Origin of the sequence: Shewanella loihica PV-4 (genome assembly GCF_000016065.1) — a bacterium.
Lineage (GTDB): Bacteria > Pseudomonadota > Gammaproteobacteria > Enterobacterales > Shewanellaceae > Shewanella > Shewanella loihica.
The window spans coordinates 2,242,689-2,258,715 of sequence record NC_009092.1 but is presented as its reverse complement, the minus strand read 5'-3'; the positions used below and the strand labels follow the sequence as shown (position 1 = coordinate 2,258,715).

Here is a 16,027-nt window from a genome sequence, read left to right as displayed (position 1 = left end):
TAAAGCGGCAAAAAGTTACGAATTAACATAATTGGATCACTTATTATCGCGGGTCAAAAACACTGACCCGCGGTGAGAGACTGAGGCTACTGGGCAAGCGCCGCAAACTGGGCGAAGTAGTCGGGGAAGGTTTTGGAAGTACAATCAGGATCGTTGATGGTAATGCCACAATCGGCAAAGGCCATCAGCGAGAAACACATGGCCATGCGATGATCGTTATAAGTATCGATATCGGCCGTATTTAACTGAGCCGGCGCCGTGACGCGAATATAATCATGGCCCTCTTCTACCTCGGCGCCGACTTTACGCAGTTCGGTGGCCATGGCAGCGAGACGGTCCGTCTCCTTGATGCGCCAGTTATAGATATTACGCAGCGTCGTGGTGCCTGTGGCAAACAGCGCCGCTGTCGCTATGGTCATGGCAGCATCCGGGATGTGGTTCATGTCGAGATCCACCCCATGCAGCGGCGCACTTCTGGCGATGATAAAATCGTCGCCCCACTCTATCTGTGCGCCCATGGCTTCGAGCACCTCGGCAAACTTAACATCCCCTTGAATACTTTTCAGTCCAACGCCGGTGACCTTAACCTCACCGCCCTGAATGGCTCCCGCCGCCAGGAAGTATGAGGCCGATGAGGCGTCGCCTTCAACCAGCACAGTGCCGGGGGAGACATATTTCTGGCCTGCAGGGATCTCAAAGCGCTGATAGTCGTGATTGATAACGGTCACGCCAAACTGCGCCATCAACGCGATAGTGATGTCGATATAAGGTTTGGAGACCAGCTCGCCTTTAATCTTGATATTCACCTGGGCCTTGGCAAGCGGCGTTACCATCAGCAGCGCGGTTAAAAACTGGCTGGAAAGGTCGCCTGCGATCTCAACATCGCCGCCATTGAGTCCGGTGGCATTAATGGTCAGTGGCGGAAAGCCAGGCTGTTTCAGGTAGCGTATATCGGCGCCAAGTGCGTTAAGGGCATCGACCAGATCACCTATGGGACGCTCCTCCATTCGCGGCTCGCCCGTTAAGGTAAATTCGCCGCTGCCTAAGGTCAGCGCAGCACATAAGGGGCGCATCGCCGTACCGGCATTACCCAGAAACAGTGTCTGGGCTGTGTCGCTATTAATCACGCCGCTCAGCCCCTCGACTTCGCAAACCCGGTTATTGTCAGATAATTGATAATTAACCCCGAGCTGCTTGAGGGCAGTAAGCATGTGACGAATGTCGTCAGAATCGAGCAGATTGGTCAGTCGGGTTTTCCCTTCAGCTAAGGTCGCCAATAACAGAGCGCGGTTAGAGATACTCTTAGAACCGGGAATATTCACGGTACCATGAACCTTAGATATGGGATTGAGTCGTAGTTGTTTCATTAATCACTTCTTAATTGGTTGCAGCCAGAATCGACCGCGGATTATTGATACTGTTAGATACTAAAAACTTGCCATCACGACAAAATGGCCATCTGCTCAATAGACCTGAGCCTCGTGGTTATAAAATTACTGATTGAGGCGGACTATTCAACCCTTTTTTACGATTTATGGCCTTTAATGAGTAATTTTCTTTCTTAGCACTTTGCATGCTCACAAAAATTCGCCAAAAGCAGACCAGTCTCCCCCCACTGGCATGAAAATTTGCCAAGTTTAAGTTTCGATAAAATCTCGCATTGCGCTGTAAATTCCGCGCAAAATTAGTTTATCCTAAGGCTACGCACAGCGAAGGCCATTTAGGGCCTGTAACAAGACATAAGGTAGTTGGAGCCATGTTCGAGAATCTTTCCCCTATGCCCGCCGATCCTATCCTAGGGCTAATGACTAAATTCCGTGAAGATCCCCATGCAAACAAGGTGGATCTGGGTGTAGGTGTATACAAGGATGAAGCGGGAAACACCCCGATTTTAGCCTGTGTCAAACGCGCCGAGCAGCACCGTATCGACACAGAGGCAACCAAAGTTTACATTGGCCCAACAGGTTCTCCTGCCTTTAACCAGCTAATGGGCGAATTGGCGTTTGGCCAGGACAACCCTGCGCTGCTAGCCGATCGCATTCGCACTGTATCGACTCCGGGCGGCACGGGCGCCCTGCGCGTCGCGGCCGATTTCATCAAGCGTGTTAACCCAAATAGCGTGATCTGGGTGAGTGACCCGACTTGGGCCAACCACACGGGTCTGTTTGAGGCGGCCGGTATTAAGGTTAAGACCTACCCTTACTATGACTATCAAAACAAGACTCTGAAATTTGACGAGATGCTGGCAGCCCTTTCCCAGATTGGCGCCGACGATGTGGTCTTGTTCCACGCCTGCTGTCACAACCCAAGCGGCATGGACCTCACTAACGAGCAGTGGGATCAGGTGATCGCGCTGACCAAGCAACAGGGGTTCACGCCGCTTATCGACATGGCCTACCAAGGCTTTGGCGATGGTGTCGATGAAGATGCCTACGGCGTGCGCCAGATGGCCGCAAACGTCGATGACATGATCCTGTGTAGCTCTTGCTCGAAAAACTTCGGCCTCTATCGTGAGCGAATCGGCGCCTGTTCTATCGTCGGCAAAGACAGTCATTCGGCCAATGTGGCCTATTCGGTACTGCTCTATGTGGTGCGCTGCATCTACTCTATGCCCCCGGCTCATGGCGCCGCCATCGTCGAGACGATTCTGGGCTCCAGCGAACTTAAACAGCAATGGCTCGATGAGTTGAAGGTCATGCGCGATCGCATTAACGGCAACCGTGCCATGCTGGTCAATAAGCTGATCGAAAAAGGCGTCACCCGAGACTTTAGCTTTATTGCCAAGCAAAAAGGCATGTTCTCCTTCCTGGGCGTTACCCCAGAACAAGTCGCTAAGCTTCAGGCGGATCACAGCATCTATATGGTCGATTCGAGCCGGATCAGCATCGCTGGTATTGGTGAAGGCAATGTGGACTATCTGGCGGAGTCTATCGCTAAGGTGTTGTAATACAGCCTGAAAACTCATAAAAAAAGGGGACCATTTGGTCCCCTTTTTGTTTTTGATTCATTGATTAACAGAGCTTTTTTACGACTCTTTTTACCGTAAAAGCACGTTAAAACTAGGCAACGTGTTTTTCGGCGAAGGCTTTCATGAAGCTCACCAAGGCCTCGACACCCACTAATGGCATGGCGTTGTAGAGGCTGGCGCGCATACCGCCGACACTGCGATGACCCTTTAGCGCTACTAAGCCTGCGGCCTTAGCTTCTGCCAAAAACGGCTCGTTCAACGACTCATCTTTCAGATAGAAGGTCACGTTCATTTTCGAGCGGTTAGCAACCGCGACGCGGTTTTCATAGAAATCGCCGCTGTCGATATAGGCATAGAGCGTCTCGGCCTTACGATCATTGACCTTGGCAACCTCCGCCACCCCACCCTGAGCCTTGAGCCATTTGAAAACTTCGGCAGCCAGATACCAGGCAAAAGTCGGCGGCGTGTTGAACATGGAGTCATGTTTTACGGCCAGGCGATAGTCCATGATAGACGCCTGGGTGAGCTGCGGATACGCAAGTAAGTCGTCGCGAACGATGACAATGCTTAAGCCCGATGGCCCGATATTCTTCTGCGCACCAGCATAGATGAGTCCATAGCGGCTGACATCAATCTCGCGAGACATGATGTTTGAGGACATGTCGGCAACAATCGGCCAAGGCGAATTTATCTCTTCAAAAATTTCGATACCATCTACCGTCTCATTTGGGCAGTAGTGCAGGTAACGATAATCCTGTTTGATTTCGTTAAGATCTGGCACCACGATACGGCTGATACCATTAGTTTTTTCGACAATGTTTAATGTATCTATTTGGGCGTCGCCGGCCAGTTTTTTGGCTTCTTCAACCGCCGCAGATGACCAGCTGCCATCGACCAGATAGAGGGCCTTACCCTGTTCACCCAATAAATTATTCACGACAGCGGCGAACTGTCCGCGACCACCACCATGCATAAAGAGCACATGGTAGTTGCTGGGAATATTCATCAAGTCTCTGATGTCGGCCTCGGCCTGCTCGGTAAGCGCGATAAACTCTTTACTACGATGGCTGATCTCCATCACGGAGACACCCTGCCCGTTCCAATCCAATAACTCCTCTTGTGCTTTTTGCATCACGGGCTGAGGTAACATGGCCGGCCCTGCACAGAAATTATATGTCGCGCTCACTGCTTTCTCCTTTGCTCTTCTTTCAACTGTGTTGCGTCAGATTAAATGCCATTGGCGTATTTTATTATCGGGTTTCACTTGCCGAAACAAAACGAGCGTCCATAAGGACGCCCGTTAATTTCGCTAAACGTTATTCATTTGGCTCAACGTCTGGCTCAGCCTCGGGCGCTTCGCCTTCGACTTGTTGCTCTTCGACAGTATCCGTGATGATAGGGTTGCCCTCTTCGTCAAACTCCTGTTCATCCTGGATCTCATCGATACGCTGCAGTCCCACTACCGTCTCGTCGGTTGCCGTACGGATAATGGTCACACCCTGAGTGTTACGACCAATAGTCGATACACCAGATGCCGGTGTACGAACCAGGGTACCCTTGTCGCTGATCAACATGATCTCGTCGTTTTCGAGTACTTGTACCGCTCCGACGACGGCGCCGTTACGCTCGCTCACCTTGATCGAGACTACACCCTTGGTCGCGCGGCTCTTGGCTGGGTATTCATCCAACTCGGTACGCTTACCATAACCGTTCTCGGTAACGGTCAGGATTGCACCGTCGTTCTTAGGTACGATGAGCGAGACCACGCTCTGGCCATCTTCGAGCTTGATACCGCGAACACCTGTCGCGGTACGACCCATGCCACGAACCTGATCTTCGCTAAAGCGAACGACCTTACCTTCGTTGGAGAAGAGCATCACCTCGTTGTCACCGTTGGTGATGTCGACGCCGATCAGCTGATCGCCATCTTTCAGGTTAACGGCGATGATACCGTTGGCTCTTGGACGAGAGTATTGATCCAGCGAGGTCTTCTTCACGGTGCCGTGAGAGGTCGCCATGATCACATACTTGTCGGCGTCATATTCACGCACCGGCAAGATAGCGGTAATGCGCTCACCTTCCGCCAGCGGCAGCAGGTTGATGATAGGACGACCACGGGCCTGACGGCTTGCCAGCGGCAGTTGGTACACCTTGAGCCAGTACATCTTACCGAAGTCAGAGAAACACAAGATGGTGTCGTGGGTGTTGGCAACTAGCAGTTTCTCGACGAAATCTTCATCTTTCACCTTAGTCGCGGCCTTACCTTTACCACCACGGCGCTGGGCCTGGTAATCGCTCAAAGGCTGATACTTGGCGTAACCCAGATGCGACAGGGTCACGACTACATCTTCTTCGTTGATCAGATCTTCAAGGCTAATGTCGACCGCAGAGGCGTTAAGCTCGGTGCGGCGTTCATCGCCAAACACTTCCAGCACTTCCTGAAGCTCTTCTTTAATCACTTCCATCAGACGCTCAGGGCTGCGGAGGATATATAGCAGGGCTGCGATCAGCTCTAGGAGCTCTTCATATTCGCTTAGGATCTTCTCATGTTCCAGACCGGTCAGCTTGTGCAGACGCAGATCCAGAATCGCCTGAGCCTGTTGCTCAGTCAGATAGTAGAGACCATCACGAATACCGAATTCTGCCGACAGCCACTCTGGACGCGCCGCATCATCACCTGCCTTCTCCAGCATGCCTTGTACATTGCCAAGGGCCCAGCCTTGAGAAACCAGCTTAGTCTTGGCTTCGGCAGGGGTTGGTGACGCCTTGATAAGCGCAATGATAGGATCGATGTTTGCCAGTGCAATCGCCAGTGCTTCAAGGATATGAGCACGTTCGCGAGCCTTACGCAGTTCGAATACGGTACGACGGGTCACCACTTCACGACGGTGAAGGATGAAGCACTCGAGCATCTCTTTAAGGTTAAACAACTTAGGCTGACCATTGGTCAGGGCCACCATGTTGATACCGAAAGAGGTCTGCAGCTGCGTCTGGGCGTAGAGGTTGTTGAGGATCACCTCACCCACTTCGCCACGCTTCACTTCGATAACGATACGCATACCGTCTTTGTCTGACTCGTCGCGTAGGCCGCTGATGCCTTCGATCTTCTTATCTTTTACCAGCTCGGCGATCTTTTCGATCAGACGCGCCTTGTTTACCTGATACGGGATCTCGGTAACGATAATGCGCTCACGACCGTTGTCTTCAGTCTCAACGGTTGCGCGGGCACGCATGACCGCCTTTCCACGACCCGTCTTATAGGCATCTTCGATACCTTTACGGCCGTTGACGATCGCCGCCGTTGGGAAGTCTGGCCCTGGAATATGTTCCATCAACTGCTCGATAGAGAGACTTGGCTCATCGATCAGCGCCAAACAGCCGGAGATCACTTCTGACAGGTTGTGAGGAGGAATGTTGGTCGCCATACCTACGGCGATGCCCGATGAGCCGTTTACCAGCAGGGCCGGAATACGGGTTGGCAATACCGCTGGGATCTGCTCAGTACCATCATAGTTTGGTACATAATCGACGGTTTCTTTCTCTAGATCAGCCAGCAGTTGATGCGCCAGCTTGTCCATACGAATTTCGGTATAACGCATGGCCGCCGCGGCGTCGCCATCGACCGAACCAAAGTTACCCTGACCATCGACAAGGGTGTAGCGCATAGAGAAAGGCTGCGCCATACGAACGATGGTGTCGTAAACCGCAGAGTCACCGTGCGGGTGATATTTACCGATAACGTCACCGACGACACGCGCCGACTTCTTATAAGGTTTGTTCCAATCGTTCTTCAACTCGTTCATCGCGAATAATACGCGGCGATGAACCGGCTTTAGACCGTCACGTACATCGGGTAACGCACGGCCGACGATCACGCTCATGGCGTAATCCAAATATGAATTCTTTAATTCGTCTTCAATATTAATTGGTGTTATAGATGAAGCCAGATCAGTCATAAACTGCTCGATCCCTTGAAATTTAGCCGACAAAATACTGCTTAAAAACCAGGCAATATTTTACCAAGCCTGAAAACGTGATTTGGCATTCTAACACAGATATTTAAAGGCGCTAGACCCTATTGAAATTTCACGCCAAATATCTGTTTACCACCCAAAACCCCGGCTCGTTTTGACCAAGATGAGCGCTTTAACAGCAATCTGATGACAAAGCAGACATTTTCGCCGGGTTCTCCTTTGTTTATCTAAGGCGATGGGTATAATAGCTACATCATTTATTCCCTTCAGAGGACTCTCCGTGTCTAACCTTTCTGAGACAAATTTTTCTGAGACTAGTAATGCCAATGTCGATCCACAAGAAATCGCTAAGTTTGAGAAGATGGCTGCCACTTGGTGGGATCCCGAAGGAGAATTTAAGCCCATTCATAAGCTCAATCCCCTGAGACTCAACTATATCGATCAAGCCGTTGGCGGTCTGTTTGGTAAGCGTGTGCTGGATGTTGGCTGCGGCGGCGGTATTCTTTCTGAGAGCATGGCACGTCTTGGCGCCAGGGTAGATGGTTTGGACATGGGCGCCGAGCCCCTCGATGTAGCAAAGCTTCACGCCTTAGAGATGGGCGTTGAGATCAACTATATCCAGGACACGGCGGAGCATCATAGAGATAGTCATCAGGGCCAGTATGATGTGGTCACCTGCATGGAGATGCTCGAGCATGTGCCCGACCCGGCCTCTGTTATCAAGGCCTGTAGCGATATGGTTAAGCCGGGCGGCTATGTGTTCTTCTCGACCATCAACCGCAACATCAGAGCCTATGTAGAGACTGTGATTGGCGCCGAGTACCTGCTTAAGATGCTACCGGTAGGTACTCATGATCATAAGAAGTACATCAAACCTGCCGAACTTATTGGCATGGCGGATGCGGTAGATCTCGAGTGTGTCGATGCGACCGGCATCACCTACAATCCGCTGACGGAGATCTTCCGCTACACCAAGTCGCTAGATGTCAACTATATGATCGCCACGGTTAAGCAGGATGACTGATCAAATCCTGCCAAGTGCTAATACTAAGACAATCGATGGTAAGCGCACTGCTACTATGCAAATAAAAGGAGTGCTGTTTGATCTCGACGGCACCTTAGTGGATACGGCGCCGGATCTTGTGCTGGCGCTTAACTTGGCGCTAAAAGACTTTGGGCTGCCGAGCCAACATCTGGAAGATATTCGCTTTGCCGCTTCCCATGGCAGCCTGGCGTTAGTTAACGCCGCCCAGCCTCATCTTAATGATGAGGAAAAAGCGGCCATCCAGCAGGCGCTGTTAGAGCACTACCATAATGTTAACGGCCAAGAGGCCAAGCTGTTTGATGGCATGAGCGCCCTGCTCGAGCACCTTAGCGGCCAACAGATCCCCTTCGGCGTCGTCACCAATAAGGCAGCGCGCTTTGCACGGCCTTTGCTGCATAGGCTTGCGTTAGCCAACAAGATGCCGGCCATCATCAGCGGCGACTCCACCACTCAGAGTAAACCCCATCCGGCGCCTATGCGTTTGGCAGCGTCGCAAATTGGCGTCAGTTGCCAGGGAATTCTCTACCTAGGTGATGCCAAACGAGACTTAGAAGCGGCCCGCAATAGCGACATGCTGGGGGGCATCGCCCATTGGGGTTATATTGGAAACAATGATGAGGCGCACCTCTGGCCGCACGACTTTGGCTTCGACACCCCAGTCGCCGTGCTTGAACTCCTAAGACAGGGCTAAGTGGCGGTTAAGTCACAATTAAATGAGATGCATCACGCGCTCTGGTGCTAGAGCGTGTGACACGTCAGTAAAAAGTCGTCGAAGCTGAGATCGCGATCCTTTTTCGACGCAAAAAGATCCCGGGGATCTGGCCAATATTTTAGCTTTCATGATAGGGCGAATCAGTCGCCTAAAACTTGACCCGCCGGTGCTATCGTAATTGAAAACAAGGGTTAAAGGTAAGCCGTTACTAACCCTTTGGTTTACCCCCAAGATATCCACAACTTGTCCCCTAAAAACCCGCTTGCAATATCCCACCAACCTCACTATCTTGTATCCTATAAAAGAAAAAACACCATATCTTGTGTATGGGCGGCGGTCGAAGCCACTAGAACTGCAGTAGTGCTCAGGTACTTTTTTTAACATCTTCGATTGTTTTTACATGGAAACGTAGGGCGGAGTTTTCCCTCCCAGCGATATTTAATTCAAGGCTTATCTTCAATGAACAGCAATATGCAAGTCACGAAGCGCAGTGGCGAACGTGAAACCATCGATCTCGATAAGATCCACCGAGTGATCACTTGGGCGGCCAAAGGACTGAATAACGTCTCAGTATCGGAAGTCGAATTACGTTCACACCTTCAGTTCTATGATGGAATCCCAACTGAAGCGATCCACGAAACCATTATTAAGGCCGCTGCCGACCTTATCTCGCCAGAGTCTCCAGACTATCAGTTCCTTTCTGCACGTCTGGCTATCTTCCACCTGCGTAAGAAAGCCTTCGGCCAGTTTGAGCCGCCTTCGCTATACGACCATGTGGTGAAGTTGGTTGAGCTGGGTAAATATGACACGCATATTCTGAACGACTATAGCCGCGAAGAATTAGATACGCTCGACAGCTATATCGACCACTGGCGCGACATGAACTTCTCTTATGCCGCGGTTAAGCAGTTGGAAGGTAAGTACCTGGTTCAAAACCGTGTGACTCACGAAGTCTACGAGAGTGCGCAGTTCCTCTATATTCTGGTTGCGGCTTGTCTGTTCGCCAACTACCCGAGAGAGACGCGTCTTCAGTACGTTAAAGATTTCTATGACGCGACCTCGACCTTTAAGATCTCGCTACCGACACCTATCATGTCAGGTGTGCGTACACCTACACGTCAGTTCAGCTCTTGCGTGCTGATCGAGTGTGGCGACAGCTTAGACTCAATCAATGCGACCGCCTCTTCTATTGTGAAGTATGTGTCGCAACGAGCGGGCATAGGGGTCAACGCCGGTCGTATCCGAGCGCTGGGTAGCCCAATTCGCGGCGGCGAGGCATTCCATACAGGTTGTCTGCCTTTCTATAAGTATTTCCAGACCGCGGTGAAGTCTTGCTCTCAAGGCGGCGTTCGCGGCGGCGCGGCAACCCTCTTCTACCCTATGTGGCACCTGGAAGTTGAGTCTCTGCTGGTACTTAAGAACAACCGCGGCGTCGAAGATAACCGTATTCGTCACCTGGACTACGGCGTGCAGCTGAACAAGCTGATGTACCAACGTCTTATTCAGGGCGGCATGATCACTCTATTCAGTCCATCAGATGTACCAGGCCTGTACGATGCCTTCTTCGAAGACCAGGCAGAGTTCGAGCGTCTGTATGTGAAGTATGAGCAGGATGAGAGCATACGTAAGAAGCAGATCAAGGCGGTAGAACTCTTCTCCCTGATGATGCAGGAGCGTGCCTCTACCGGTCGTATCTATATCCAGAACGTCGATCACTGTAATACCCATAGCCCATTCGATGCTAAGGTTGCCCCGGTACGTCAGTCGAACCTGTGTCTTGAGATTGCATTGCCAACCAAGCCGCTGAACAACATCGACGACCCCGATGGTGAGATCGCCCTGTGTACCCTATCTGCGTTGAACCTGGGTGCCATCAAGAAACTTGATGAGCTGGAAAGCCTGGCAGATTTGGCCGTGCGCGCGCTCGATAGTCTACTCGACTATCAGGACTACCCGATCGTCTCGGCACATAAGGGCTCGATGAACCGTCGTACCTTGGGTATAGGCGTGATCAACTTTGCCAACTACCTGGCTAAAGAAGGTGTGCGTTACTCAGACGGCAGCGCCAACGGCATCACTCATAAGACCTTCGAAGCGATCCAGTACTATCTGCTGAAGGCCTCGATGAATCTGGCGAAAGAGCAAGGCGCCTGCCCTGCCTTCCACGAAACCAATTACGCTAAGGGTATCCTGCCTATCGATACCTACAAGCGCGATCTCGATAAGATCTGTGACGAGCCACTACACATGGATTGGGAAACCCTGCGCGGGGAGATCAAGACTCACGGCCTGCGTAACTCGACCCTATCTGCCCTGATGCCATCTGAGACCTCATCACAGATCTCTAACGCGACAAACGGTATCGAGCCGCCACGAGGCCTGATCAGCGTTAAGGCGAGTAAGGATGGTCAGCTCAAGCAGGTGGTCCCTGATTTTGAGAAGTACCAGTACAGCTATGAGCTGCTGTGGCAGATGCCAGGCAACGAAGGTTACCTGCAGCTGGTCGGCTTGATGCAGAAGTTTGTTGACCAATCTATCTCGGCCAACACCAACTATGACCCAAGCCGCTTCCCAGGTGCCAAGGTGCCTATGCAGGTGCTGCTGAAAGACCTGTTGACCGCATATAAATACGGTGTGAAGACACTTTACTATCACAACACGCGTGACGGTGCGTCAGACAAATATGACGATATCACCTCCATTGAGAAAGAAGACGATAGCTGCGCAGGCGGCGCATGTAAGATCTAACTCTACGTGTTTTAACCTTTTATCAGGGGGCTTTGCCCCCTTTATCGGAAGATAGAAAAATGGCCTATTCAACATTTTGTCAAACACCTAACAATGCCCTGCTGGAACCTATGTTCCTCGGCCAATCGGTTAACGTTGCCCGTTACGATATTCAAAAATATGAAGTGTTCGAGAAACTGATCGAGAAACAACTCTCTTTCTTCTGGCGTCCAGAAGAAGTTGACGTCAGCAAAGACAAGATCGATTACGCTGCGCTGCCAGATCACGAGAAGCATATCTTCATCTCTAACCTCAAGTACCAGACCCTGCTGGACTCGATTCAGGGGCGCTCGCCAAACGTTGCCTTCCTGCCGCTGGTGTCGCTGCCGGAACTTGAGACCTGGATCGAGACCTGGTCTTTCTCTGAGACGATTCACTCACGCTCTTACACCCACATCATTCGTAATATCGTTAACGATCCTTCAGTGGTGTTTGACGACATCGTGCAGAACGAAGAGATCCTCAAGCGCGCCAGCGATATCGCCGATTACTACGATAACCTGATCGAGCTGAGCCAGATCTATCACCTGATGGGTGAAGGCACCCACGAGATCAACGGCAAGACTGTAGAGGTCACCACCCGTGCGATCAAGAAAGCCCTCTACCTGTGTATGATGTCGGTTAACGTGCTCGAAGCGATCCGTTTCTACGTCAGCTTCGCCTGCTCATTTGCCTTCGCCGAGCGCAAGCTGATGGAAGGTAATGCTAAGATCATCCGCCTCATCGCCCGTGATGAAGCCCTGCACCTTAATAGCACACAGCATATCCTTAAGCTGATGCAAGGTGGCAAGGACGACCCAGAGATGGCCGAGATCGCCAAAGAGTGCGAACAGACGGCGATCGACATCTTCGTTAAGGCGGCAGAGCAAGAGAAAGAGTGGGCCAAGTACCTGTTCAAAGACGGCTCTATGATCGGCCTGAACGAGCAGATCCTCTGCCAGTATGTCGAGTACATCACCAACGAGCGTATGAAGTCGGTTAACCTGGTAAGCCCTTATGCCGACCAGAGTAACCCGCTGCCGTGGATGAAGAACTGGCTGGAGAGTGATTCGGTACAGGTTGCGCCGCAGGAAGTTGAGGTGTCTTCTTACCTGGTTGGTCAAATTGACGCGTCTGTCGATGAGAGTGAGTTTGCCGACTTTGATCTCTAACAAGACGGTCTTTAGTCAGGCTGTTTTTAAGAAGGCTCCGATCGTGAGCCTTCATGGACAGCCTGTACTCCTCTATACCAATAACCACCAGAGCCTGTTAGCGGCACTCGAGCAGAAGAAGGTTCGTATCTTCTCTGAGTGTCGTAACGGCTTTTGTGGTGCCTGCAAGACCAAGATTAATCGCGGTAGCGTCGTCTACCACACGGAGCCACTGGTCGAACTGGAAGCCGATGAGTGTCTGCCCTGCTGCTGTCATCCCGACGGCGATCTCGACCTGGCACTTTCTGCCCAAGGTGCCGAGGTGGTATCGACTCATACATCTGAGCCTGTTGCCTGCACCGCCGAATAGTGCGCTACTGAAACTAAGCCTGACCTGAAACTAAGCCTGACCTGAAACTAGGCCTAACTAGGTTTAAACCAAATCTCGCCTCAAACATGGCCTAAACTTGCCCTTGGCGAAAACAGTCAATCTCCAAGCTAATCCCAAGCAAAATCCATGGCAAAACTCTGATTAAATTCTGGCATTCCTTTGCAGATTATCCAAAAACTTGTCTCAAACAGCAGCACTAAACAGATAAGCTGACTGTGCCACAGGACAGATGCAAAAGACAAATTCGCGAGATAATCTGTTAGATCGCCTTCTTCGCTAGCTTATGGTGTAGCCGGTTCACCTCCATTAGGGCGGCGCTGCCATACCAGGGATGAAGTTCCATCACCAGGCGTCCGGCCTTAATGGCGGGATCAGACTCTGTTAATGCCTTGGCCTCCTCGACACTGGTGACGTTAAAGATATAGATGCCTCTTAAGGCGCCCTCTTCCAAGAAGGGCCCCGCGAGCACCAGTTTACCCTCCTCGGCCAGTCGGCCGATATTATCCAGGTGTGCGCGTTGCAGTTTCTCTGCCTCTTCTTCGGATTGGCTGCGATTAGGGCCGCTCTTGAGCATGGCCATCACGTAGCGCTTCATGCCATAGTCATCGGCTCCGACTCTTGCCGCAAGCTCGGCATCATAGCTTTCGGCTCTAAGAGGCAAACTCACCACCAGAGTCGCTATAGCCCCCATCAAAGTAACGAGCAAGCGATGGTTTTTGGTACTCGTTCTAGTATTCGCTTTCGTTCTAGTTTCGTTCATTATCTAATCCACCTTAGTATGCATTAGCTTAAGTTATGTCAAGACCATAAAAAAAGCTAACCCAAAGGATTAGCTTTTCACCTTTAACAACCTCAAGCTAGCGGTAGCCAACTTTTTATTTTCTTAGATGCTTGCGGCCAGCTCGGCGCCTTGGCGAATCGCCCGTTTGGCATCGAGTTCGGCGGCAACATCCACACCGCCAATCAGATGCACTGGCAGACCTGTGTTTTTCATCTCATCGACCAAGCTGCGATTAGACTCTTGTCCGGCACATAACACCACATTGTCTACCTCAAGCACCTGAGCCTCCTCACCGACTTTGATATGTAGACCTAGCTCATCGAATTTCTGGTAGCTGACACCGTTTAGCATCTCGACATCATGGTGCTTAGCCACAGCGCGGTGGATCCAACCTGTTGTTTTGCCAAGTCCCTTGCCCATCTTGCTGGTTTTACGCTGCAATAGATAAATTTTTCGGCTTGTGTGTTCTGGCTGAGGCGTGGTTAATCCGCCGCGCTCACCATAGGCCTTGTCTATGCCCCACTGCTTGAGCCAGGTATCAGGCTTGAGTGTGGTCGACTCCTGCTCTCCTAGATAGTGAGCCATATCGAAGCCGATACCACCGGCGCCGATCAGGGCAACCCGCTCGCCTACCTCGACCTCGCCGTTCAGCACCTGCTGGTAATTCACCACCTTGGGGCTATCGAAACCGGGCAGGTCTATTGCTCTTGGCACGACACCGGCGGCGATCACCACCTCATCGAAGGGCTCGTCTCTAACCACTGAGGCGTCCAGTCGGGTGTTGAGCCTTAACTCGACCTTGTTGAGCTTCATCTGCTCGGTGAAATAGCGGATGGTCTCATCAAATTCCTCTTTACCGGGGATCTTTCGGGCCAGGTTAAACTGACCACCGACCTCATCCTTGGCCTCAAACAGCACCACCTGATGGCCTCGGCTGGCGGCATAGATGGAAAATGCCATTCCTGCTGGGCCGGCTCCCATGACGGCGATGCGTTTCTTACTAGTCGCCGGCACAAAATTCAGCTCTGTCTCGTAACAGGCTCTGGGGTTGACCAGACAGGTGGCGCGTTTCAGCGCGAAGGTATGATCCAGACAGGCCTGATTACAACCGATGCAAGTGTTGATCAGCTGACTCTCACCCGCTGCCGCTTTGTTGACGAACTCGGCATCGGCCAGGAAAGGACGGGCCATAGAGACCATATCCGCCTGACCCGAGGAAATGATCTGCTCGCCGATTTCAGGGGTATTGATACGGTTAGTGGCGATAAGGGGGACGCTCACCTCTTGCTTGAGGCGCTCAGTCACCCAGGCAAAGGCGCCGCGGGGTACACTAGTCGCAATGGTAGGTACCCTGGCCTCATGCCAGCCTATGCCTGTGTTGATGATGGTCACGCCGGCGCTCTCCAGCCACTTGGCCAGCTGCACCACCTCCTCCCAGGAGGAGCCGTTATCCACCAGATCAAGCATAGAGAGGCGAAACACTATGATGAAATCGCTGCCGACCCTTTCACGAATCGCCTTGACGATCTCCACCGGGAACTTGGCTCTTTGGCTGAACTCACCGCCCCACTCGTCGTTGCGCTTATTGGTTCTGGCGCAAATAAACTGATTGATTAGGTAGCCTTCAGATCCCATTACCTCCACGCCATCGTAGCCCGCCTTCTTGGCCAGCGCCGCCGTGGTGGCGTAATCTTTGATGGTGCTTCTTACCTGACGGGCCGACATGGCCGAGGGGGTAAACGGCGTAATAGGCGACTTAATTTTGCTGGGCGCCTGTGAAAAAGGATGATAGCCGTAACGTCCGGCGTGCAGGATCTGCATACAGATCTTACCGCCCGCCTCATGCACCGCACTGGTGACGACCTTATGCTTGGCGACCTGCCAGGGAAAGCTTAGCTGACAAGCATTAGGTGCCAACCGACCTCTGAGGTTAGGCGAGATCCCACCGGTCACAATCAGACCAACACCACCGGCAGCACGTTCTTGGTAGAATTTTGCCAGTTTCTCAAAACCGCCCTTTTCTTCTTCGAGCCCGGTGTGCATGGAGCCCATGAGCACACGATTCTTCAATTGTGTGAAGCCGAGATCTAAGGGTTCTAATAAATGCGGAAACGACATTTAAACATCCTTTTTAAACAAGTGATTTAAATCAGCATACCCGCTGTTTGGATTTAGCTCAATACTCAATGCGTGCCAAGCCTTAAGATTCATTTACAATTGTGTTTCGCCCCTATGGCCA

11 protein-coding genes are annotated in these 16,027 nt (G+C 51.7%); 6 read left to right on the top strand and 5 right to left on the bottom strand.

The window, feature by feature from the left end:
- Nucleotides 1-86: 86 nt before the first annotated feature.
- Nucleotides 87-1,367: a 3-phosphoshikimate 1-carboxyvinyltransferase gene (gene aroA, locus SHEW_RS10105; protein WP_011865750.1), complete on the bottom strand. Its 1,281-nt coding sequence runs from the start codon at nucleotides 1,365-1,367 to the stop codon at nucleotides 87-89.
- Between the two features lie 389 nt (nucleotides 1,368-1,756).
- Between aroA and SHEW_RS10100 the strand changes: the two genes are divergently transcribed.
- On the top strand, nucleotides 1,757-2,947 hold the full coding sequence (locus SHEW_RS10100) for an amino acid aminotransferase (protein ID WP_011865749.1): 1,191 nt from the start codon (nucleotides 1,757-1,759) through the stop codon (nucleotides 2,945-2,947).
- Between the two features lie 112 nt (nucleotides 2,948-3,059).
- Here the strand turns inward: SHEW_RS10100 and serC are convergent, their stop codons facing one another.
- Nucleotides 3,060-4,154, bottom strand: a complete 1,095-nt coding sequence (serC, locus tag SHEW_RS10095) for a 3-phosphoserine/phosphohydroxythreonine transaminase (protein WP_011865748.1) — start codon at nucleotides 4,152-4,154, stop codon at nucleotides 3,060-3,062.
- Nucleotides 4,155-4,284: 130 nt separating this feature from the next.
- Nucleotides 4,285-6,924 carry a DNA topoisomerase (ATP-hydrolyzing) subunit A gene (gyrA, locus tag SHEW_RS10090; RefSeq protein WP_011865747.1) on the bottom strand — a complete coding sequence of 880 codons (2,640 nt, stop codon included), beginning with the start codon at nucleotides 6,922-6,924 and terminating at the stop codon, nucleotides 4,285-4,287.
- A gap of 253 nt (nucleotides 6,925-7,177) precedes the next feature.
- Between gyrA and ubiG the strand changes: the two genes are divergently transcribed.
- From ubiG to yfaE, 5 genes are all read left to right on the top strand, one after another.
- On the top strand, nucleotides 7,178-7,966 hold the full coding sequence (gene ubiG / locus SHEW_RS10085) for a bifunctional 2-polyprenyl-6-hydroxyphenol methylase/3-demethylubiquinol 3-O-methyltransferase UbiG (protein WP_011865746.1): 789 nt from the start codon (nucleotides 7,178-7,180) through the stop codon (nucleotides 7,964-7,966).
- Nucleotides 7,967-8,021: 55 nt separating this feature from the next.
- Complete coding sequence (locus SHEW_RS10080) at nucleotides 8,022-8,678, top strand: HAD family hydrolase (RefSeq protein WP_041407145.1); 657 nt, start codon at nucleotides 8,022-8,024, stop codon at nucleotides 8,676-8,678.
- A gap of 480 nt (nucleotides 8,679-9,158) precedes the next feature.
- On the top strand, nucleotides 9,159-11,447 hold the full coding sequence (gene nrdA, locus SHEW_RS10075) for a class 1a ribonucleoside-diphosphate reductase subunit alpha (protein ID WP_011865744.1): 2,289 nt from the start codon (nucleotides 9,159-9,161) through the stop codon (nucleotides 11,445-11,447).
- 59 nt (nucleotides 11,448-11,506) lie between these two features.
- On the top strand, nucleotides 11,507-12,637 hold the full coding sequence (gene nrdB / locus SHEW_RS10070; protein ID WP_011865743.1) for a class Ia ribonucleoside-diphosphate reductase subunit beta: 1,131 nt from the start codon (nucleotides 11,507-11,509) through the stop codon (nucleotides 12,635-12,637).
- Nucleotides 12,606-12,986 carry a class I ribonucleotide reductase maintenance protein YfaE gene (yfaE, locus tag SHEW_RS10065; RefSeq protein WP_011865742.1) on the top strand — a complete coding sequence of 127 codons (381 nt, stop codon included), beginning with the start codon at nucleotides 12,606-12,608 and terminating at the stop codon, nucleotides 12,984-12,986. Before nrdB ends, yfaE begins: the two co-directional genes overlap by 32 nt.
- Nucleotides 12,987-13,266: 280 nt before the next feature.
- Here the strand turns inward: yfaE and SHEW_RS10060 are convergent, their stop codons facing one another.
- Both SHEW_RS10060 and SHEW_RS10055 read right to left on the bottom strand, forming a co-directional pair.
- Entirely contained in the window at nucleotides 13,267-13,674 is a 408-nt protein-coding gene (locus SHEW_RS10060; protein ID WP_223294812.1) for a YciI family protein, read from the bottom strand.
- 216 nt (nucleotides 13,675-13,890) lie between these two features.
- Nucleotides 13,891-15,906 (bottom strand): NADPH-dependent 2,4-dienoyl-CoA reductase, encoded by a 2,016-nt coding sequence (locus tag SHEW_RS10055; RefSeq protein WP_011865740.1) that lies wholly within the window; start codon nucleotides 15,904-15,906, stop codon nucleotides 13,891-13,893.
- Between the last annotated feature and the right edge of the window lie 121 nt (nucleotides 15,907-16,027).

What these genes read in the sequence shown, in the direction of transcription:
- aroA (WP_011865750.1), bottom strand. Translation starts at nt 1,367, where the DNA reads ATGAAACAACTACGACTCAATCCCATATCTAAGGTTCATGGTACCGTG.
- SHEW_RS10100 (WP_011865749.1), top strand. Translation starts at nt 1,757, where the DNA reads ATGTTCGAGAATCTTTCCCCTATGCCCGCCGATCCTATCCTAGGGCTA.
- gyrA (WP_011865747.1), bottom strand. Translation starts at nt 6,924, where the DNA reads ATGACTGATCTGGCTTCATCTATAACACCAATTAATATTGAAGACGAA.
- ubiG (WP_011865746.1), top strand. Translation starts at nt 7,178, where the DNA reads ATGGGTATAATAGCTACATCATTTATTCCCTTCAGAGGACTCTCCGTG.
- SHEW_RS10080 (WP_041407145.1), top strand. Translation starts at nt 8,022, where the DNA reads ATGCAAATAAAAGGAGTGCTGTTTGATCTCGACGGCACCTTAGTGGAT.
- nrdA (WP_011865744.1), top strand. Translation starts at nt 9,159, where the DNA reads ATGAACAGCAATATGCAAGTCACGAAGCGCAGTGGCGAACGTGAAACC.
- nrdB (WP_011865743.1), top strand. Translation starts at nt 11,507, where the DNA reads ATGGCCTATTCAACATTTTGTCAAACACCTAACAATGCCCTGCTGGAA.
- yfaE (WP_011865742.1), top strand. Translation starts at nt 12,606, where the DNA reads ATGAGAGTGAGTTTGCCGACTTTGATCTCTAACAAGACGGTCTTTAGT.
- SHEW_RS10055 (WP_011865740.1), bottom strand. Translation starts at nt 15,906, where the DNA reads ATGTCGTTTCCGCATTTATTAGAACCCTTAGATCTCGGCTTCACACAA.